Origin of the sequence: Synechococcus sp. H55.2 (assembly GCF_047462495.1) — a bacterium.
Classification (GTDB): Bacteria; Cyanobacteriota; Cyanobacteriia; order Thermostichales; family Thermostichaceae; genus Thermostichus.
The window spans coordinates 37,513-56,418 of the sequence record NZ_JANSJH010000004.1 but is presented as its reverse complement, the minus strand read 5'-3'; the positions used below and the strand labels follow the sequence as shown (position 1 = coordinate 56,418).

General features: G+C 60.2%; 18 protein-coding genes. 9 read left to right on the top strand and 9 right to left on the bottom strand.

Going from position 1 to position 18,906, the window contains the following annotated elements; genetic code table 11:
* Window positions 1–510 precede the first annotated feature (510 nt).
* On the top strand, window positions 511–1,242 hold the full coding sequence (locus NW844_RS01300) for a protein-L-isoaspartate(D-aspartate) O-methyltransferase (RefSeq protein WP_414332798.1): 732 nt from the start codon (window positions 511–513) through the stop codon (window positions 1,240–1,242).
* A gap of 12 nt (window positions 1,243–1,254) precedes the next feature.
* Here the strand turns inward: NW844_RS01300 and NW844_RS01295 are convergent, their stop codons facing one another.
* Complete coding sequence (locus tag NW844_RS01295; protein ID WP_414332796.1) at window positions 1,255–2,016, bottom strand: glycerophosphodiester phosphodiesterase; 762 nt, start codon at window positions 2,014–2,016, stop codon at window positions 1,255–1,257.
* On the opposite strand from NW844_RS01295, the gene NW844_RS01290 reads away from it, so the two are divergent.
* On the top strand, window positions 2,015–2,200 hold the full coding sequence (locus NW844_RS01290; protein ID WP_414332794.1) for a hypothetical protein: 186 nt from the start codon (window positions 2,015–2,017) through the stop codon (window positions 2,198–2,200). The genes NW844_RS01295 and NW844_RS01290 overlap by 2 nt on opposite strands.
* Here the strand turns inward: NW844_RS01290 and NW844_RS01285 are convergent.
* The 5 genes from NW844_RS01285 to NW844_RS01265 all read right to left on the bottom strand — a co-directional run bounded on the left by NW844_RS01285 (window position 2,197) and on the right by NW844_RS01265 (window position 5,610).
* Window positions 2,197–2,766 carry a peroxiredoxin gene (locus NW844_RS01285; protein WP_414332803.1) on the bottom strand — a complete coding sequence of 190 codons (570 nt, stop codon included), beginning with the start codon at window positions 2,764–2,766 and terminating at the stop codon, window positions 2,197–2,199. The genes NW844_RS01290 and NW844_RS01285 overlap by 4 nt on opposite strands.
* Window positions 2,767–2,810: 44 nt before the next feature.
* Window positions 2,811–3,320, bottom strand: coding sequence for an N-acetyltransferase family protein (locus tag NW844_RS01280; protein ID WP_414332792.1), 510 nt, complete (start codon window positions 3,318–3,320; stop codon window positions 2,811–2,813).
* A gap of 316 nt (window positions 3,321–3,636) precedes the next feature.
* Complete coding sequence (locus NW844_RS01275) at window positions 3,637–3,789, bottom strand: hypothetical protein (RefSeq protein WP_414332791.1); 153 nt, start codon at window positions 3,787–3,789, stop codon at window positions 3,637–3,639.
* A 738-nt stretch (window positions 3,790–4,527) separates the two neighbouring features.
* Window positions 4,528–5,244 carry a precorrin-2 C(20)-methyltransferase gene (locus tag NW844_RS01270; RefSeq protein WP_414332789.1) on the bottom strand — a complete coding sequence of 239 codons (717 nt, stop codon included), beginning with the start codon at window positions 5,242–5,244 and terminating at the stop codon, window positions 4,528–4,530.
* A gap of 3 nt (window positions 5,245–5,247) precedes the next feature.
* A complete protein-coding gene (locus NW844_RS01265; RefSeq protein WP_414332787.1) occupies window positions 5,248–5,610 on the bottom strand; it encodes an STAS domain-containing protein in 363 nt (120 codons plus the stop codon).
* A 296-nt stretch (window positions 5,611–5,906) separates the two neighbouring features.
* Between NW844_RS01265 and NW844_RS01260 the strand changes: the two genes are divergently transcribed.
* Complete coding sequence (locus NW844_RS01260; protein WP_414332785.1) at window positions 5,907–10,706, top strand: translocation/assembly module TamB domain-containing protein; 4,800 nt, start codon at window positions 5,907–5,909, stop codon at window positions 10,704–10,706.
* A 462-nt stretch (window positions 10,707–11,168) separates the two neighbouring features.
* Window positions 11,169–11,396 carry a nucleotidyltransferase family protein gene (locus tag NW844_RS01255; RefSeq protein WP_414332783.1) on the top strand — a complete coding sequence of 76 codons (228 nt, stop codon included), beginning with the start codon at window positions 11,169–11,171 and terminating at the stop codon, window positions 11,394–11,396.
* A gap of 35 nt (window positions 11,397–11,431) precedes the next feature.
* Here NW844_RS01255 and NW844_RS01250 read toward each other — a convergent pair whose 3' ends face one another.
* The gene (locus NW844_RS01250; protein ID WP_414332782.1) at window positions 11,432–11,734 is read right to left on the bottom strand and encodes a Mo-dependent nitrogenase C-terminal domain-containing protein; all 303 of its coding nucleotides are present in this window, start codon (window positions 11,732–11,734) and stop codon (window positions 11,432–11,434) included.
* Window positions 11,735–12,326: 592 nt separating this feature from the next.
* On the opposite strand from NW844_RS01250, the gene bchB reads away from it, so the two are divergent.
* Genes bchB through coaD form a run of 4 tightly spaced genes read left to right on the top strand, consistent with a single transcriptional unit; the run spans window position 12,327 to window position 15,762 of the window.
* A complete protein-coding gene (gene bchB, locus NW844_RS01245; RefSeq protein ID WP_414332780.1) occupies window positions 12,327–13,859 on the top strand; it encodes a ferredoxin:protochlorophyllide reductase (ATP-dependent) subunit B in 1,533 nt (510 codons plus the stop codon).
* A 50-nt stretch (window positions 13,860–13,909) separates the two neighbouring features.
* Window positions 13,910–14,911, top strand: coding sequence for a UDP-glucose 4-epimerase GalE (gene galE / locus NW844_RS01240; RefSeq protein WP_414332779.1), 1,002 nt, complete (start codon window positions 13,910–13,912; stop codon window positions 14,909–14,911).
* A gap of 10 nt (window positions 14,912–14,921) precedes the next feature.
* Window positions 14,922–15,257, top strand: a complete 336-nt coding sequence (gene cutA, locus NW844_RS01235; RefSeq protein WP_414332778.1) for a divalent-cation tolerance protein CutA — start codon at window positions 14,922–14,924, stop codon at window positions 15,255–15,257.
* A gap of 25 nt (window positions 15,258–15,282) precedes the next feature.
* Window positions 15,283–15,762, top strand: a complete 480-nt coding sequence (gene coaD, locus NW844_RS01230; protein WP_414332776.1) for a pantetheine-phosphate adenylyltransferase — start codon at window positions 15,283–15,285, stop codon at window positions 15,760–15,762.
* A 23-nt stretch (window positions 15,763–15,785) separates the two neighbouring features.
* Here coaD and NW844_RS01225 read toward each other — a convergent pair whose 3' ends face one another.
* Window positions 15,786–16,145: a pentapeptide repeat-containing protein gene (locus tag NW844_RS01225; protein WP_414332774.1), complete on the bottom strand. Its 360-nt coding sequence runs from the start codon at window positions 16,143–16,145 to the stop codon at window positions 15,786–15,788.
* A 363-nt stretch (window positions 16,146–16,508) separates the two neighbouring features.
* Between NW844_RS01225 and NW844_RS01220 the strand changes: the two genes are divergently transcribed.
* A complete protein-coding gene (locus tag NW844_RS01220) occupies window positions 16,509–17,621 on the top strand; it encodes an ATP-dependent 6-phosphofructokinase (RefSeq protein ID WP_414332772.1) in 1,113 nt (370 codons plus the stop codon).
* A 196-nt stretch (window positions 17,622–17,817) separates the two neighbouring features.
* On the opposite strand, the gene NW844_RS01215 is transcribed toward NW844_RS01220, so the two are convergent.
* Window positions 17,818–18,828 carry an FHA domain-containing protein gene (locus NW844_RS01215; protein WP_414332770.1) on the bottom strand — a complete coding sequence of 337 codons (1,011 nt, stop codon included), beginning with the start codon at window positions 18,826–18,828 and terminating at the stop codon, window positions 17,818–17,820.
* Window positions 18,829–18,906: the final 78 nt, after the last annotated feature.

The following is an 18,906-nucleotide window of genomic DNA, read 5'->3' as shown; positions in this document are numbered from 1 at the left end:
GTTTCCGTCCCCTTGCGGGGAAAAGGTAGGGATCAACCCTACCCCCGGAAAAGCTTGAATCCATAAGGTTTTCAAGGTGCGTTCGCGAGGGAGTACGGAGACTTCCCGACACAGATATTAACATTGTTCTGGCGGATGAGCGCAAGTCGGGAAATTTGCTGTTTTAAGAGTATTGTGCCGCATTTTTGTGTCAATTCCGGCAAGAGCTTCTGGTTTTCTCTTAAAGACTAGAGCGGGCAAAGAAAGGCCAGCAATCGCTCGTCCCGACGGATCGCGCACAAAACTTTACAATTTTGGCCCTCCCCAACCCTTAGGGGTTCAGCTTTCCGGGTTGTCGAGAGACTTTGCGGCAGCAGGCTTGGCAACAATCTCTTGATGAAAGCTGGAAGTCCTTGGGAAAGTGGGCCAGGATCGAGGTGGAAGCCTTCAGGGATCCGCGATCTTGTGCAATTGCGGCGCAGCATTCGAGCAAAATCCCCGCGGCCCATCATCTTGGGAGGGTGTAGGCCAATGGTCAGACTGTTCTCATCTTTTTTTAGGAGGACTGCCGACCCAGGGATCCGGGCTGCCGAGTTGGGGGCTCCTGAGCCTGCTGCTGGCGGTGGGGAGAGGCAGGCTTGTCCTTTTGCTGCCCAACGGGAACGGATGGTGAGGGAGCAAATCTTGCAGCGGGGGATCCGCGATCCGCGGGTGCTGGAAGCAATGCGCAAGGTGCCGCGCCATCTTTTCGTTCCTCCGGAGCTGCAGGATCGCGCCTACAGGGATTGCCCGCTGCCCATTGGCTACGGCCAGACGATCTCTCAGCCTTACATCGTTGCCTTTATGACCGAGGCGGCCCGCCTCACCCCTGAGTCGGTGGTGCTGGAGATCGGCACCGGATCCGGCTACCAGGCGGCTATTTTGGCCGAGCTGGCCCGACAGGTATATAGTCTGGAGCGTTTGTCTCCCTTGGCCGCCCGTGCCCAGCAAACCCTTGCTGCCTTGGGCTACCGCAACGTGGAGGTGCGCCAGGGAGATGGCTATCAAGGTTGGCCGGAACACGCTCCCTACGACGCCATCGTGGTCACAGCAGCCCCCCCAACCCTGCCGATGCTGCTCCTGGATCAACTGGCGGTGGGGGGCCGGTTGGTAGTGCCGGTGGGCGAAAGCCAGGGATCCCAATCCTTGCTGATCCTCCACAAAACCCCAGAAGGGGTGGTGCAAAAGGGCGCTTTCCCGGTGCAATTTGTGCCCATGGTCTAGGGCAGGGGATCCTCAGGAGGCGGCCCAGAGCCGGGCGCGAATTTGTAGCGCCAACTGAGGGCGGTCGGTGATTAGCCCCTGAACCACGGGATCCTCCCCAGGCGGGCGCAAACAGAAGGCCATGATCTCCGGATCGTTCACCGTCCAGACGTAGAGCGGGATCCCGGCCCGGGCTGCCGCTGCCAAAAACGGCAAGTCCAGCCAAGCGTAGTGGGGAGCGAGAAAGTCGGCCCCCAGCTCGCGGCAATAGGCCAACAGGGATCCCTGCTCTTCCCTCGGCGGCGCTTCCACCAACAGGCCAACCTGGGGGGCGGCCCCTTCAAGGTGCGGGCGTCCCAGAAGAGTTTTCACCCGTTGCACCACCTGGGGCAAAAAGGAAGTGATCACACACTCTGCAGGGGTCAAGAGCTTGCCGATAAGGGCGAGGATCTGTTCTTCATAGCCCGCCTCTTTCAGCTCGATATCGAGGGCAATCCTGCCCCTGACGTGGAGCAGCGCTTCTTCCAAGCTGGGAATCGAGGGCTTGCGGGCGCGGATCTCAGCCCACGTGAGCGCCGCCAACGGCTGGCCCTCCAGCTCGGCATCGTGAAAAACCAGCGGGATCCCGTCGCCGCTGCGGCGCACATCCAGCTCGATCCCGTCGGCCCCGCCTTCGATGGCCGCCGTAAAAGCGGCCAGGGTATTTTCCTCAACGTGGCTGTGATCCCCGCGGTGAGCGACGATCCGGGTGGGAAAGCGATAGGCTGGAGGAGTTGAAACAATCTCTGTAGCCATGGACGCAGCCGAAATTGCCGCCTTAAAAGAGCGCATCAAGCGCATTCGCGAGCGCCGGCCAGCTTTGGTCAAGCTTTTGGAAAAGCCAGACCTGGGCAGCTTGCGCATCGATGTCAACCAGGCCCTCGAGGAGATCGACGAGCTGCTGCAAGAGTTCGAGCAGACCTTTGGCCCGCAGGACTAGCCGGCCCGGGCCAGCTCTTGCAACTGGGCCAAGACCTCGGCGCTGTGCCGAGAGGGATTGACAATTGGGTCGATGGCCCGCAGGATCCCGTCAGGATCGATCAAAAAAGTGTTGCGCAGAGCCATCTCCCCCATCCAGGAGCCGTAGGCGCGGCTAACGGTGCCCTCAGGATCGGAAAGCAAAGGAAATTGCAGCCCCTCTGCCGTGCAAAACCGCCGGTGGGAGTCCACCGAGTCGGCGCTTACGCCCACAATCTGCGCCCCCAGAGCCCGAAACTTGGGCAGATCCTGCTGAAAGCGGCGGGCCTCGATCGTGCAGCCGGAAGTGAAGTCGCGGGGATAGAAGTAGAGCACCACCCACTCGCCGCGAAAATCCGCCAGCCGCCGCACCTGGCCCAACTGATCCGGCAGCTCAAACTCTGGGGCCGGCGCCCCGATCTCCGGCAGGGGAGTGGTGCCCCACTGGGCCAGGGCAGACTGAACACCCACAACGCTCACCAGCAAAGCCGCAAACAACCCTGCCAGGCCCAGCCAGCGCCCAATCCTACCCACCACTTTTTTGACAATCACGGCAACACCTCTCTAGCTCCCCCCTTCCAGTTTACATAACTTTACGTCAGCCACTTGCAGAGCAAAAGCTGGGGCGGGATCCCCAACCACTGCCAAAGTTGAGAGGTGCGCTGGACGGGAGTGTAGCGCAGTTGGGCATAGAGTTGTCGAGCGGGCAGATTGTCCGCCACCACGTGCAGATGCAACTGGCGATAGCCCCAGCCCTGCACCACCCCTTCGGCGCTCAGCAAAAGCTGCCGGGCGATCCCGCGCCGCCGCCAAGCGGGCAGCACCGCCAAGTTGGAAAGATAGGGATACTTGCCATGGGCCATGCGCCGCAGAGAGATCTCGGCAGTTCCCACCACCTTGGCCCCCACCGCCGCCGCCAGGCAGCAATAGCAGGGATCCCTGGCCGCCAGCTTGAGGCGCAAATCTTCGCGGATCCCTAGCTTGCGAATCGGGTAGATCCAGCGCTGCAGACCCAGTGGGGGGTGAAAAGCCTGCGCGAGAACCTCGGCTAAGGAATCCAGATCACCCGACGTAGCCGGATAAACCACAAGGGAAGGCAACACGCATCAACCGTGGGCATCCCTATTATTTTGCCAGACAACTTGCAAACCATAACAAGCGGCGGCCCTCTAAACAGAGCCGCCACTGAACTGGTAGAACTTGACCCCAGAGAGGAGAACCACCCTCTCCCGCCGCAGACCAACTGCAGCGCAAATTGACCCAGGCTTATTCAGTTGTCCTGTCCTAACACGTAACCGATCCGAGCACTCCAAAAAATGGATTCAACAAATTGGTTAGCAAACAACACTCTGGAAACGAAGATTTTTGAGCCAATGCCCGTGGGTGCTCCAAAACCCAAATCAAATCTGAGGCTTACGATCAGATCTCCAGATCGCTAGCGTGGCAGGCTGAGCCATTGATGCGATAGACATCATCCGTAATGGGCTGGTAACCCACTTCCACCAGATCGGATTTGTCAGGAGCAAATATGCGGATAACTGCTCTAGCAATCTTTGACAGAAAAGCAAACATAGCAACCTCCTGAAAGCGAGAGTGGAACTATGAACTGAGAGAACCTCGAAGAATTGCTAAAGCCCGCAGCCCTTGTCCCACTGAGCATTGGCTTCACCTTGCCAGAGCCTGCAGGTTGAGAGCACCTGAACCCGATCACCGATTTTCCTACTTGCACTCGCTCATGCGTGGAGACTCAAAATAGCCGGCTGAGCTTCTCGATCTGGCAAAACCACTTGAGAAACTTGCTTCCGGAAGAGTACTTCCCTGCTTCCCTCGTGGCCTCTACAGCAAACCCAACAGCTATCTGCTTTAACTCCCATGTTCTACTTCGAGGAAAACCTGTCGTAGGTACCAGGTGCTCTGCTTGGCGAGACATCCACTTCTCAGAAAAGCCTGCCGCAGCAACGGATCGGAAGTTGAGATCAAACTGTTGACTGACGGAGCCTTTTGGATTTGATTGAATCGAGAAGCGGTGTCTCGCGTTTGATGGGGATGAGATATTATCCTCCTCGCCTGAATCACCACACCCATAATCTAACCTGTAATCGATCTCGCTTCCAAGGGCAGCAACCATTCTTAACGGGCTGGATCATTCCTTTAACTTGGTCTTTTCATCTCTTTTTGATGTAGCTCAATAGAGGGATCCCTGCCTTCTGGATTGGGGCTGCTTGGCCTCTGACCAGCCCAATCTCTCCCCTTCTTCTAGGGAAACAAGCCGGCTCTATCCGGGCCTTAAGTTATAAAAGAAAAGTTAAACTAATTCCGAGGTTCACAACGCAGGATCAGCAGGGAAAAGTAGGGGGGGCGATAGTCGGCCAATCCTTCCAGGGTGGGGAAGAGAACTTGCTGCGGCCAACCGGCCCAAACCACCAAGCTGGCCTGCTGCAGCCAGCCTCTTGCCGCCAGCCACTGCCAAACCTGAGGATAGACGGGGGCCACTTTCATCAGCACGACCACGTCCGCCCAGGCGCAGGCCGCCTCCAGCTCCGCCAGGGCAAAGAGAGCAGGCAAAATCGCCAATTTCTCGGAGCCGAGCGCCAAAGGGGATCCGAGGGCGGCGGCGGCAGCCAGGGGAGAGCACACCCCCGGTACGGCCTGGATGGGCAAGTCAGGGATCCGCTGCTGCAGGGCCTGGGCCAGGTAGGCAAAGGTGCTGTAGAGGCCCACATCCCCTTCACACACAAAGGCCACATCCTCACCCCGTTCTAGAAGCGGGGCCAGTTGCTCGGCAGCCGCTTGCCAGGCCGCCTGCAGAAGCTCAACTTGGGTAACAAAGGGCAGATGCAACGGCAATAGGGTTTGTTCCGGTCGCAGCCAGGGGCGCACGATTTGATAGGCTAAACCCGGCTGGCCGATGGCGTTCTGAGGGCAGGCCACCCAGCGGACGGCGCCGAGGATGCGGGCTGCTTTGAGGGTCAGCCACTCGGGATCCCCGGCTCCAGCACTGATCCCCCAAAAAGTTCCCAGGCCCATGTATCAGGCGGTTTCTGGATTGCCCGCGCCTTCCTCCCTCAGGCGATCCAAGGCTTCCTGCAGAGAGTTGCGCAAGGACAAAAACTTTTCTAGCCGCACCAGTTTCACGGTTTGGGTGACGCGGGGGTTGCTCACCACCTGAAAGATACCTCCACGGCCCTGTGCCAGCTTGGCCAATTGCACCAGGGCACCGACGCCAGAGCTATCGATGAAGTCGATCCCCGTCAAATCCAGGATAAGGTTGGGGGATCCCTCTTCTAAGTATTTGGTGACCACCTTAACAAAGACCGGCTCAGAAAAGGCATCCAGAAGGCCCGTCAGGTAAAAGACCTGGCAGTTTTGCAGCGCTTCGTGGCTGCCGCGCAAGCTGACCGTCAGAGACAGAGGTTCCGGAATGGCTTTTCTCCTTTTGTCTATCTCGACAGAAGATGGAGGCCCGATCTCGGGCGTGGAGATAGCTTAGCATCCCTGCGGGCGAGACGGTATTTTTCCGCGGGCAGGGGATTGCGGCTGGGGGCAGGGATCCCTTCTCTCTGTCCCCTCGTGGCAGGCCGGGAGTCCTTGGGTAGGATGGGGGCAGCTTCCCCTATTTCAGAGGAGGCCGGCCTGCGGGCCAAACAGGGCTTCTCAACTGGGGTGGTTCGGATCCCTGAGGGTGGGTGTTGGGCGAAGATCAGCGCGAGAAAGAGCAACGATTTCCCCTCTCCTCCAAGACCTGGATTGGGGTGGGGGCGGGGCTGGGTTTGGGCTTGACGGCTGCTGCCTTGGGCGCCGCCTGGGGAATCGGGGCGTATCTTCAAAATCAGGTGCTGCCCCAGGTAGAAGAAACCCTCTCGCAGGCGATGCGCCGGCGGGTGGAATTGGGGGAGGTAAGGTTTGTGGCCCCTTGGCAGGTGAGGCTGGGAGAAAGCCACATCGAACATTTGGCCAGCATCGGCTCTATCGACCTCAGCCCCGACTTTTGGACCTGGCTACAAACAGGCGAGTGGGTGCTCAACATTACCCTGAACCGGCCCCAGTTGCTGCTGATGGAAACGCTGGATCGCGGCTGGGCAGATGTGCAGTTTCAACTTCCAGAAGGGGAGGGATCCCTGCCCTTGCAGGGGCTGAACGTCCGTTTGCAGGAGGGATCCCTGACGGCCATCCCTTTGGTGGGGGAGCGGCGCCAGTTTGACCATCTGCAGGGCCAGGTGCAGGTGTGGCTGAGTGCTCCGCCGGGGGGAGGGAATCGGGCCAGTTTCCAGCTCTCGGCGCGGCTGCGTCCTCTGCAGAGGGAAGGAGGGTATCCCTTGCAGCTTAGGGGGGTGGCGGATTTCGCCCAGGCTTCTGGCGCGGTGACGCTGGCCGCCCAGCGTCTGCCTTTGGAGCTGCTGCCCAGCGTCTTGCCGGCGGCGCCCTTGACCGAGGTGGAAGGGGAGACCAGTCTGGATCTGCAAGTCCTCTGGGGCGGAGAACGCCCTTGGGAGTTGACGGGGCAAGCCCAGGTTCAGCAGGCGCGGCTGGGGTTGGAGAGGTTGCCGCATCCTTTTGAAGAGGTGAAGGGCTCTGTTCGCTTTACCCTAGAGGAGCTGGATCTGCAGGGGGTGAGCGGTCGCTTTGGCCAGCTCTCTTTCGGGGATCTCAACGGCTCCATTGCCTTCGGCGACAACGAGGGGTTCAATCTGCAAGCTGTCATGGCTCCAGCCAGTTGGCAGCAAATCCAGGAGACTTTCAACTTTGAGCTGCCGGTGGCGGCGGCAGGGGTGGTGGCGGGATCCCTGGCGGTTACTGGGCCGCTCAAGGGGCCGCAGATCCAAGGGCAGTTGCAAGGGATCTCGCCGGGGCAGGTGGATCGCCTGGCGGTGCCGGAATATGCTTTTGGCTTCCGCTGGGCCGACCAGACCTTGGCCTTTGAGGAAATTGACCTGAAGGCCGCCGGCGGACGCATCCAGGGATCCGGACAACTGCAATGGGCTGCCGGCTTGGCGGGCCAGTTCAATTTGCAGGTCAGCGGGGCCGACGTGGAGCAGGTGCTGGCCCTCTACGACCTCAACCTGCCGCGGCGGGGCGAGCTGCCCTGGGCGGGGCCGGTAAGTGCTCAGGTACAGGTGGCGCTGACGGGATCCCGGCCCCAGGTGGAGGCCACCTGGGAAACCCAAGGGGGAGAGATTGCCGGCAGAGGACAGCTTCAGATCTTGCCCGAGGCGGGGGGCTGGGCGGTGGAGGTGCCGCAGGCCGTGTTGGAGCTGGGCGGGGGCCGGGCCCAGGTGGCGGGAAGGTGGGCGGCAGGGCAACTCCAGGCGCGGCTGGCTCCCCAGGATCTGCCGCTGGCCTTTTTTAACCCCCAGTGGCCGGGATCCCTCTCCGGGGAGCTGATGGCGCAGATGAACACGGCGGAGGCGGCGGAGGTGGGTTTCCTGGCGGCGTTGCGAGCGCAAGGGTCGCTAGCCCTGTCCCAGCCTTTGGGAGAGAGGGGATGGCCATGGGTTGACGGCATCCGCGGCCAGCTAGCTTGGGAAGGATCTGACCTGCGTATCCAGCAGGCAGAGATCTTGGCCGGCACCACCCGCTTGGCCAGGGTAGAGGGACGGATCCCCGTAGACCCGCAGACGCTGCAGGTGGGATCCCTGGATCTGAACTTTGCCGCCGACGGGATCCCCCTGGCAGAAGTACCCGGCCTGCCGCCGAGGGTGGCAGGAGTGCTGCAGGGATCCGGGCAGCTCCGCGGCTCCCTGGAGGAGTTACAGGTGACGGGGGAGGCCCAGTTGCGCGGCTTGCAGGTGGGGGAGGTAGCCTTTGCCGACTTGGCTGGGCCCTTTAGCTGGTCTAGCCAGGGGACGACGGTGGAGCTAGCGGGGACGCGGGAGCGGCTGGCGCTGCAGTTGGATCCCCAGTTTCGGCCCTTGCAGTTCGAGCTGCGGCGGGGCGAGGCGGAAGTGCGCGGCCAACGACAGCAAGATGAGCTGCAGGTGGTGGCGAACCGCTTGCCGCTAGCTTGGCTGGGGGGGGTGGCTGCTGGGGCATGGGCCGGCTTGCAGGGAACCCTCGATGGGGAGGTGGCGCTTGACCTGGCCAGTGGCGCTGCTCAAGGTCAAGCTGCGGTCGAGGGGCTGCGACTGGGCAATCTCGAGGCGCAGGGCCTTGCAGTGGATTTCGCTTACCACCCTGGAGACGACTCTCGCCCCGCTCGTCTGACCCTTGCCCAAGCCCAACTGGAGCTGTTCCAGAGCCTCTACACCGCCAGCGGTACTTTGGAGCTGCCGGCGACCTCTCTGGATCCCACCTCGGCGGCTCCCGTTCCCCAAATCGACCTGCAGATCAGCACCCGCCGGGGTCGCCTGGAAGATATCATTTCTACTTTCAAGTGGCGGAAGTGGAGCGATATCACCAGCCGCGGTTTTCGGCTGCCACCTTTGGGCCCTGCCGCGGTGCTGCGGACGGATCCGGTTGGTCTGCCCAACCATCCCCTCTGGGAGCAGCTAGAATACTACGCCCAGATCCTGGCTGCCCACCTGGAGGCCCTGGCCAGCCGAATGGATCCCCGCATCCCGCCGCCCACCAGCTTGCGGGGGGAATTTCAGGCTAGCGTCAGCCTCGTCGGCAACCTCAACCGGCCCAGCGTCAGCTTTCACCTGGAGGGCCAGAATTGGCAAGCGGAGGAGTTTGGTGTTGAAAGCCTCACCGCCAGCGGCAGCCTGGTCGAGGGGGCGGTGGTGTTGCAGCCGCTGCTGTTGCGCAGTGGGGAACGCCAAGCCCTTTTCACCGGCAAGTTGGGCCTGGAGGAACAGTCGGGATCCCTGCAAATTCAAGGGTTTCCTCTGGCTTTGCTGGATCGCTTCCTGCCGGATGGGCTGGAACTCCAAGGGGATCTCAACCTGGATGTGGAGCTGGCAGGCAACCTGCGGGATCCCCTTGCCCGCGGTTCCCTGACGGTGATGAACGCCCAGATCAACCAGGTGCCGCTGCAGGAGGTGGGGGGACAATTTGACTACCACCAGGGACAACTGCGCTTGGAAGGCGCCCTGCTGGCCAACGGCGACGAGCCGATCCGCCTCTCTGGCCTGGTGCCCTACACCCTGCCCTTTGCGAAGGTGCGGGCCGCCTCGGATCAGATCGACCTCAGCCTGCAAGCCGAGAATGGCGGCCTGCGCTTGGTCAACCTCTTCACCGACCAGGTGCGCTGGGAGGGCGGCCAAAGCCAACTGGAGCTGGCCATCCGCGGCACCTTGCGAGAGCCCAGCCTGCAGGGGAACCTCAGCCTCGGCTCCGGGATCCTCAAACTGGCCGCCCTGCCGGAGCCCATCACCGACCTGACCGGCCAAATTGTCTTTAACCTCAACCAATTGGAGGTGCGGGAGCTGCGGGGCCAGTTGGGGGGCGGATCCCTGTTGGCCAACGGCTTTTTGCCCGTCAACTCCCGCGGCGCCCTGCAGAGGGACGAGACCGCGCCACCCTTAACGCTGCAACTGCAAGGGATCCAGCTCAACCTGCCCAACCTCTACACAGGCCGCCTGGAAGGAGAGGTGACGGTGGGCGGCCTGCTGCTGCGGCCTCTGATGGAGGGACACCTAGAGATCTCCGATGGAATCGTCGATGTCAGCCCGCGCCAAGCGGCAGCTCCTACAGACGCGACTCAGGTAGATCCCTTTTGGCAGCCGCGGCTGAACGGTCTAGAGCTGGTCTTGGGACCTGGGATCCGCGTGCAGCGCCCCAACCTATTTGAGTTCAACGCCAGCGGCAGCTTGCGCCTGTTTGGCACTCCCCAAGATCTACGTCCGGCGGGCACCATTGCCCTGGAGCGAGGCCGCGTCAGCCTGCCCATTGCCAACTTTCGCCTGGATCGCTCCCGCCCCAACACCGCCACCTTTGACCTAGACAACCCCTTCGATCCTTTTTTAAACCTGCGCCTGGTGACCCAAGCCTTCGAGGTGTATCGCTTTCCCCAGGAGCTCTCTCCTTTTGAGACCAACCGCACCCTACCGGGATCCCAGCAGAGCATCGAGATCTTGGCCACTGTCAACGGACGGGCCAGCCAGCTTGCGGCTGCGGATCCCCGCAACGGGGTTTTGACGCTTTCTAGCAGTCCCAGCCGCTCCCCAGAAGAGATTGTCGCCCTGTTGGGGGGAACAGCTTTGGCCCAACTGAATCCAGAAGCCGGGGTGGCCGGACTGGCGGGAACAGCCCTACTCAACGATGTGGTGGAGACGCTGCGGGACACCCTCGGCTTGGATGAGGTTCGCCTCAGCCCCGTCCCCCAGGTCGATACCCGTGCCCCCAGACGTTCCTCGGTGGGCCTGGCCCTGGAAGTGGCCCGCGATCTGGGGCCCGCCACTTCCCTCTCGGTGCAGCGCAACCTGACGGATCCCTTTCAGCCCACCCGCTACAGCGCCCGCTACCGCCTCAACGAACAAACCCTCACCCGCGCCAGCACCGACCTCGAGGGCAACAACGCCATTGCCATCGAGTTCGAGACTCGCTTTTGACGGGATCCGCCCCAGCCAGACTACGGTTTGTTATGTTACATCGTTATTGCTACGCAACACTGTCGCGAATGCGCGCAGAGCGCTCTCCCCAACTCCCCTCTCCCTTTGGGAGAGGGGCCGGGGGTGAGGGTGGGAGAGGGGCCGGGGGTGAGGGCAGCGGCGCCGAGTGCTTGGGTAGTGGCGAGAACCGCTTGGAGACTGTCTTAACCTAGGTTGAAGTGGCCATAGTTTTTCAACGGCTTTTGGACGGCCAGGGATCCCTTGAACCGGACTCCGTGACTCCTAAAGATAGCTAGAATAAACACCTACCTGTGTGAGCCTGGAAGATCGAAACAAGCGGCCAACCTGCGTTCCCCCTTAGAGAGTTGACAAGTGAGTGATCCAATCTGCCCAACCATGAGGAAACAACAAGTATTACAATTGCTCGGCGAGCAATTTGCCGAGATTTAAGAGCAGTTTGGCGTGCGGCGACTGGCCCTCTTTGGCTCAACCGCTCGTGGCGAGGATCAAGCCGGCAGCGACATCGATATCCTAGTTGAATTTATGGGTAAAGCCGACTCCAAGCATTACTTGGGTCTGCTCTTCTACTTGGAAGATAAACTTGGATGCTCCTTAGACCTTTTCACCGACAAGGCTCTGCGCCCCGAACTCCATCCATTGATAGAAAAAGAAGCAATCTATGTCCCGTGAATATCTGTGAAGTATCATCTAAACCAAGAGCCAATCTAGAGATAGCGGCTGATGTCTTCTCCCTGTTCTGCCAAGAACGACAAAGCCCGGAAGCGCAGCCCTACCACCTGATCGTAGAAGGGGTTGAGCTTGCACATCGGTGGAATGTGCATTATTTTGTGGCCACACAGCACCACATCTCGCTCGAAAGGACAGCGAGCCGGGATCCACCGACACAAAAAGTGGGCCAGCCGGGGATCCCCAACTTCAATGCTGTCAATTGCCGCTCGAATTGGTTGCAAGGGCGCCTGCAGCCAGTCGCGCAGGTGAGCCGCAGGCTTGAAGTACGTGGAAGTCATGGAATCCGTTTGCTCCTCTGAAGCTTTGCGCGCACGTTGCCAAGAAATCGTGGTAGAGCCCATAAGCTTTCACCTCAACACCTCAAGGGTGTTCGCTCTCTGCAGCAGTCATGCTCTCCTGCCCGGGTTTGTATCTAGGGAAACAGGAAGGCGTTTCTCTCCAGACTCAGTCTGCCTTCGGCGGCCAGAAACTTGCCTGGGTAACACAAAATCTCTGCTCAAGTTTGTAGAGGTACACATTTTGTATTCAAAAGTTAACCTGCAACAAAAACTACAGAATTGACCGCCTTGGCTGGCGAGCTGCCAGGGCTTGGGGATCCAGCTCAAGGCTGTTGTCCCTATTTCCAGGATGGAACAGAGCTTGGGCCTATGGTAGAGGGATCCCCGCACCAAAAGTTACCTTGAAGCATTGTTTTTCTTTATGATCAATATTTTCTCAACATGTTGTTGTCGAGAGTTACAGGAGATAACGAGCAAGGGATCCCGGCTGCTGGGCACTCTACAATTCCAGGAGAGGTTCCCAGCGAGTGAGAAGCGGGCAGGGGATGGGGATCTCCTTTTTGTTACCTCGGTCTTTCTTCAGAGGCTGCTTATGAAATTGGCCTATTGGATGTATGCTGGCCCCGCCCACATCGGCACGCTGCGGGTGGCCAGTTCCTTCAAAAATGTCCACAGCATCATGCATGCTCCCCTGGGGGACGACTATTTCAACGTGATGCGTTCCATGTTGGAGCGGGAGCGGGACTTTACCCCGGTAACCACCAGCGTCGTTGACCGGCAGGTGTTGGCGCGGGGATCGGACGAGAAGGTGATTCGCAACATCGTCCGTAAAGATGGCGAGGAGCAGCCGGATTTGATTGTCGTCACCCCCACCTGCACCTCCAGCATTTTGCAGGAGGATCTGCATCACTTTGTGCGGCAGGCGCAGTTGGCCAGCCGCTGCGACGTGCTGCTGGCCGATGTCAACCACTACCGGGTCAACGAGTTGCAGGCCGCCGATCGCACCCTGCAGCAGATTGTGGAGTTCTACATCAACAAAGCCCGCAAAAGCGGCGAATTGGACGGCTTAGCCCAGAAGACGGAACGTCCTTCCTGCAACATCCTCGGCATCTCCAGCCTGGGCTTTCACCACGCCCACGATCTGCGGGAGTTGAAAAAGCTGCTGCGGGATCTGGGTATCGACCTTAACTTGGTGATCCCGCAGGGGGCCAGCGTCCACGATCTCAAGCATCTGGGGCGGGCCTGGTTCAACGTGGTGCCCTACCGCGAACTGGGGCCGATGACAGCTCGCTACTTGCAGGAGCAGTTTGGCACGCCCTACGTGGAGATCACCCCCATGGGAGTGGTGGAAACAGCCCGCTTCATCCGCCAAATCCAGCAGGTTCTCAACGAGCAAGGGATCCGGGCGGACTACGAGCCCTACATCCAGGAGCAGACCCTACATGTTTCCCAGGCGGCCTGGTTCTCCCGCTCCATCGATTGCCAAAACCTGACCGGCAAAAAGGCAGTGGTTTTTGGGGATTGCACCCATGCGGCAGCGATCACCAAGATCCTGGCCCGCGAGATGGGGATCCACGTGGTCTGGGCGGGCAGCTATTGCACCTACGATGGCGAGTGGTTTCAGGCGGAGGTGGGCGGGTATTGCGATCAGGTTCTGCTGACGGAGGATCACACCCGTGTGGCCGATGCCATTGCCCAGGCGGAGCCTGCTGCTATCTTCGGCACCCAGATGGAGCGGCATGTGGGCAAACGGCTGCGGATCCCCTGTGGGGTGATCTCCGCGCCCATCCACGTGCAGGATTTTCCCATCGGCTACAAGCCCTTTTTGGGCTACGAGGGCGCCAACCAAGTTGTGGACTTAATCTACAACTCCTTTACGCTGGGCATGGAGGATCATCTGCTGGAGGTCTTCGGCGGCCACGACACCAAAGAAGTGATCCACAAGAGCCTGAGCGCCGATTCCGATCTCATCTGGACGCGGGAGGCCCAGGCGGAGCTGAACAAGGTGCCCGGCTTTGTGCGGGGCAAGGTGAAGCGCAACACCGAAAAATTTGCCCGCGAGCGGGGCTTGGCTGAGATCAGCGTGGAGGTGATGTACGCCGCTAAGGAGGCTTTTGGCGCTTGATAGGGATCCCCTCGGCAACCTTTAACAACCTTTTGCTCTGACGTCTGCCTATGCGGCTTTTGGTTACGGGCGGGGCAGGATACATCGGCAGCCACACCTGCAAAGCTCTGGCGGCTGCTGGCCATCTCCCCATTGCTTACGACAACTTGATTTACGGGCACCCCTGGGCGGTTCGCTGGGGGCCGTTGGAAATCGGCGACATTGCCGACCGCGAGCGACTGGATCAGGTGATCCGACGCTATCGACCGGAAGGGGTGATCCACTTTGCCGCCTATGCCTATGTGGGTGAGTCGGTCAAGGATCCCGGCAAGTACTACCGCAACAATGTGGCCGGATCCCTGAGTTTGTTGGAGGCCATGCGAGATCACGGGATCCCGTACATTGTGTTCTCCAGCACCTGCGCCACTTACGGGGTGCCAGAGCGGCTCCCCATCCCTGAAAGTCATCCGCAACGTCCCATCAACCCCTACGGCCAGAGCAAGCTGATGGTGGAGCAGATCTTGCGGGATTTTCGGGCTGCCCACGGGATCCAGTCCATCAGCCTGCGCTACTTTAACGCCGCCGGCGCCGATCCCGACGGCGAAATCGGTGAAGCCCATGACCCGGAAACCCACCTGATCCCTTTGGTGCTGGATGCCGCCGCCGGCCAACGTCCCCACATCACCGTTTTCGGAGATGACTACGAGACCCCTGATGGCACCTGTATTCGAGACTACATCCATGTCGCCGACCTGGCTCAAGCCCACGTGTTGGCAGCAGAGGCGCTGGCCTCTGGCCGGCCCGTGCAAGCAGCCTATAACCTGGGCAATGGCCAAGGCTTTTCCGTCAGGGAGGTCATCGCCGCCGCCGAAGCCGTGACCGGACAACAGATCCCGGTGCAAATGGGAGCACGCCGACCGGGGGATCCCCCCTGCCTGGTGGGCGATGCCGGTGCCATCCTGCGGGATCTCAACTGGAAACCTCTCTACAGCGACTTGGCCGAGATCATTCAAACAGCCTGGCGCTGGCACCAGAAGCGGCCCTATTTTGCCAAAGGCACATCCCTGCTCTAGGAGCACCTGAATGGACAACACAGATGCACCCAATAGCCTCTTGGTTGTGATGACCACGGTGGGATCCGAGGCCGAAGCCCACCGCTTGGCCCACACCTTGGTGGCCGAACGTCACGTGGCCTGTGCCCAGATCTTGCCCGGAATTACGTCCTACTATCGCTGGCAGGGATCCCTGCAGACCGATGCTGAGTTCCTCCTCCTGTTCAAATTGCCCGCGACCGCCTATCCTCGGCTCGAACAACGGCTGCGGGAGCTACATCCCTATGAAGAGCCGGAGATTCTGGCCATCCCAGCCAGCCAAGTGAGCGCCACCTATTTGGCTTGGGCCCGCGACCAGGTAGGGTGAAGAATAGCACGACTCCAGCTTGGCCATGATCGCTCTCTATCCCGGTAGCTTCGATCCCATTACCCTTGGGCATCTCGATATCATCGAGCGGGCCAGCCGTCTTTTTTCCAAGGTGATCGTCGCCGTCTTAAAAAACCCCAACAAAACCCCCCTCTTCAGCCCCGAGCAGCGGCAGGCCCAGATTAGCCTTTCCACTGCCCATCTGAAAAACGTTGAGGTCGATACCTTTTCCGGCTTGACGGTGGCCTATGCCCGTCAACGGGGGGCAAAAGTCGTTGTGCGTGGCTTGCGCGTCCTGTCGGACTTCGATGTGGAGCTGCAAATGGCCCACACCAACAAGCTGCTGGCCCCCGAACTGGAAACCCTCTTCCTCGCCACCGCCAGCGAACACAGCTTCGTCAGCAGCAGCCTGGTCAAGGAGGTCGCCAAGCTGGGCGGCCCCATCGACCATCTCGTGCCGGCGCCGGTGGTTCAAGATCTGCGGGAGCGCTTTCCCCTGCCCTGAGGCTTGGGCAGCCGAATTGCCAACTAAAATTCAAGCAGTTGCATCCCTGCCGCCGCCGGGTCAAACCCTGCCGGAAAGCAGGTGCTGTGGTTGTACTGGGAGCCACTCAAGTTGGCTCCTTCCAAACGGGCTCCCTCCAGGTCGGCATAGCGCAGATCGGCACAGCGCAGATCGGCATTGGCCAGATTGCTGCCGCGCAGGTTGGCATAGCGCAGGTTGGCCCCATGCAAATCGGATCCCTGGAGATCGGCGTGCCGCAGATCTGCCCCCCTCAAAAAAGCGTACTCTAAGCAGGATTGGGGAAAATGGCGCTCTCCCCGCTGGTAGCGGCTGAGCAACTCCGCGGCCCCTTGCAGAGCACACTGAGCAATGGTTTGAGTCATAATACTTCTCCCAAACGAGACTTGAGACCCTATCTCTATGCTCATCTTTATCATCGGGTTGAGTGGGTTTTGATCATCCCTGCTTAACAAATGATTTCATTTTTTGAGTCGATCGTTGCCCCAAGTTTTTTCGGAAAGATCTATCCTCGGAGATATCGCAGCTTGCCCAAATTGCGGGTTTGTGCGGCAATGTTTCTTAATTGTTTTTGTGAAGGATACTTAACGTCTGGGCTTATCGCCCAAGACAAACTGCGCCGGCAAGGCAGGCTAACCTGATCTTGCTGGGTTGTAGGGATCCCTCAACCTCTCCTTTTTCTCTGCAATCGATGTTTAGGATGTTCGCCCTTTTTCAGCCAGAGACCTATGCCCAAACGTAAGCGAATCGGGATCCTCACCAGCGGCGGCGATTGCGGCGGTCTCAACGCTGTGATTCGAGCGGTGGTGCGGCGGGCCCGCGACTACGACATGGATGTTTACGGCATCAAAGATGCGACGGCAGGACTGATGGCCCGACCGGTGGAGGCGGAGCTGCTGGATGTCAAGCGGGTTTCCGGCATTTTGCGCTACGGCGGCACCATCCTGGGTACGGTGAACAGGGGCAACCCCTTCGCCTATCCCATGCCCGATGGCAGCTTGGTGGATCGCTCGGCAGAGGTGATCACCGGCTACCACCGGCTGGGCTTGGATGCTTTGATCGGGGTGGGCGGGGATGGCAGCCTGGCCATTCTCCGGCAATTGGCTCTGCAGGGGGATTGGAACTTCGTCGGGATCCCTAAGACCATCGACAACGATGTTGGCGCCACCGAGTATTCGGTGGGGTTCAATACGGCTCTGAGCGTGGCTGTGGAGGCCCTGGATCAGCTCACCTACACGGCCATCAGCCACAGCCGGGTTATGGTCATGGAGGTGATGGGGCGGGATGCCGGTCACATTGCCATCAGCGCCGGCATTGCCGGGGGGGCGCATGTGATCTTGATCCCGGAGATCCCCTACAAGCTGGAGAATGTCTGCAAAAGGATCCTCGACCGCAAAGAGCGGGGCAACAATTTCAGCATTGTGGTGGTGGCGGAGGCCGTTCCCACCGAGTCAGGCGAGCCCATAACCTACACCAACAGCCTGGGGCAGTCTCTCTACGGTGGCATTGGCCATTATATTGGCAACGAGATCGCCCTGCGCACCGGCATCGAGACGCGGGTGATGGTTTTGGGCCATCTGCAGCGGGGAGGCACCCCTTCGCCGCTGGATCGCCTGCTGGGAGCAGCCTTTGGGGTGGCGGCTGTGGACCTGATCGCCCAGGGCAAGTACGACCGCATGGTGGCCTGGCAAAACCGGCGGGTGGTGGATGTGCCCCTGGCAGAGGCCATCGCCCAATACCGGCGGGTGGAGGTGGATGGGGCTTTGATCGCCACGGCTATCGGGTTGAATACCTATGTGGGCGAGGTGGATCCCCAGCTTCTGCGCCGCCTTTCCCCCTGAGCAAGTTACCGCCGGCAGAGACAATCTTCCGCCGATATCGGGGAACCTACACCACATCTGGCTTTGGCGACCCAAGCGCGGGATCCCGTTCACCGGACGGCGAAACTCCAAGGTGACCGAAAAGTGACCACCTGTAAAGGAGCAGCAGAAGGTTCTGGAGGAACGGCGGGATCCCACGGGTATCGGGAGGCGGGGTCTAGGTGCCGAGAACGGCTTGCAAAGACCCCACATCGCAGTAGTACACCTGATGAGGGTGGGCATACCCCTTCAGCTCTACGGCCTGCTGCGAGAAGCAGGTGGCTGCCTGCCCCAGTTGTTTGGCCAAGCAGATATAGGTGTCGTGGCTGATGGCCAAGTCGGTGTTGAGGGTGCGGGTGGCACTCTCGATGCGAAAGGCCAAATTCACTGTATCTCCCAAGGCCGTGTACTCCTGGCGAGTGTTGTTGCCCACCTGGCGCACGATCGCCGAGCCGGTGTTGACACCTGCCCCCAGCCGGATGGGAGAAGGCAGGGGAAACTCGCCGTTCAGGTGCTCGGTCATTTGAAACAGCTTCGTCATGGCCTGCAAAACCGACTTGACGTCGAGATCCATTCCCGGCGCTGCGGTTTCCAGGGGAGCTGGGTTGGCTTGGGGCGCGTGGAACCAAACGGCCATGATCGCATCGCCAATGTATTTATCGACCGTGCCGCCGTACTGCTGAATGATATCTCCGCCCCGCCGGAACCAATCGCCCATCACCTGCGACAGCAGGCGCTCGTCCAGTTGTTGGGTCAGTTGTCCGTAACCGCGCACATCCACCACAGCCACCGAGATCAGCCAGCGGGTTTGCAGAACCAGAGTGTCCGACGGTTTGGCCGCAGAACTGGGTTCTGAGCTGGCCAGGGATCCGCTGTGAAACTCGAGCTGGGATTGTCCAAGGGTGAGGTGATCTCCATCTTGCAGCAGGGTGGGAATGCTGACGCGGCGATTGTTGACGAAGGAGCCGTTGCGGCTGCCCAGATCGATGAGATAGATGCTGTTGTGGTCGAGGTATTGCAGCAGGGCATGTTGGCGCGAAACGCTGGGATCGGTTAGGACGATGGCGTTGTCTTCATCGCGGCCCAGCGTCCAAGCGGTCGCTCCGGAGAGAATGTACTTCCTCTGGCTGCCGTCCGGCTCTCTCAGGACGACATAGGGTGCGGCGGCAGATTCGCTCGTGAAGCTCATGGCAAGAGGGATTGTAGACGCGACCACACTACTCAATACGATACCCCGCTCGCCTTCGGTTATCGGGGCGGGCTCTGA

Bases quoted from the DNA above. Each gene is read 5' to 3' on its own strand.
- NW844_RS01300 (WP_414332798.1), top strand. From the start codon at position 511: ATGGTCAGACTGTTCTCATCTTTTTTTAGGAGGACTGCCGACCCAGGG.
- NW844_RS01290 (WP_414332794.1), top strand. From the start codon at position 2,015: ATGGACGCAGCCGAAATTGCCGCCTTAAAAGAGCGCATCAAGCGCATT.
- NW844_RS01295 (WP_414332796.1), bottom strand. From the start codon at position 2,016: ATGGCTACAGAGATTGTTTCAACTCCTCCAGCCTATCGCTTTCCCACC.
- NW844_RS01275 (WP_414332791.1), bottom strand. From the start codon at position 3,789: ATGTTTGCTTTTCTGTCAAAGATTGCTAGAGCAGTTATCCGCATATTT.
- NW844_RS01270 (WP_414332789.1), bottom strand. From the start codon at position 5,244: ATGGGCCTGGGAACTTTTTGGGGGATCAGTGCTGGAGCCGGGGATCCC.
- NW844_RS01250 (WP_414332782.1), bottom strand. From the start codon at position 11,734: ATGACTTCCACGTACTTCAAGCCTGCGGCTCACCTGCGCGACTGGCTG.
- bchB (WP_414332780.1), top strand. From the start codon at position 12,327: ATGAAATTGGCCTATTGGATGTATGCTGGCCCCGCCCACATCGGCACG.
- galE (WP_414332779.1), top strand. From the start codon at position 13,910: ATGCGGCTTTTGGTTACGGGCGGGGCAGGATACATCGGCAGCCACACC.
- cutA (WP_414332778.1), top strand. From the start codon at position 14,922: ATGGACAACACAGATGCACCCAATAGCCTCTTGGTTGTGATGACCACG.
- coaD (WP_414332776.1), top strand. From the start codon at position 15,283: ATGATCGCTCTCTATCCCGGTAGCTTCGATCCCATTACCCTTGGGCAT.
- NW844_RS01225 (WP_414332774.1), bottom strand. From the start codon at position 16,145: ATGACTCAAACCATTGCTCAGTGTGCTCTGCAAGGGGCCGCGGAGTTG.
- NW844_RS01220 (WP_414332772.1), top strand. From the start codon at position 16,509: ATGCCCAAACGTAAGCGAATCGGGATCCTCACCAGCGGCGGCGATTGC.
- NW844_RS01215 (WP_414332770.1), bottom strand. From the start codon at position 18,828: ATGAGCTTCACGAGCGAATCTGCCGCCGCACCCTATGTCGTCCTGAGA.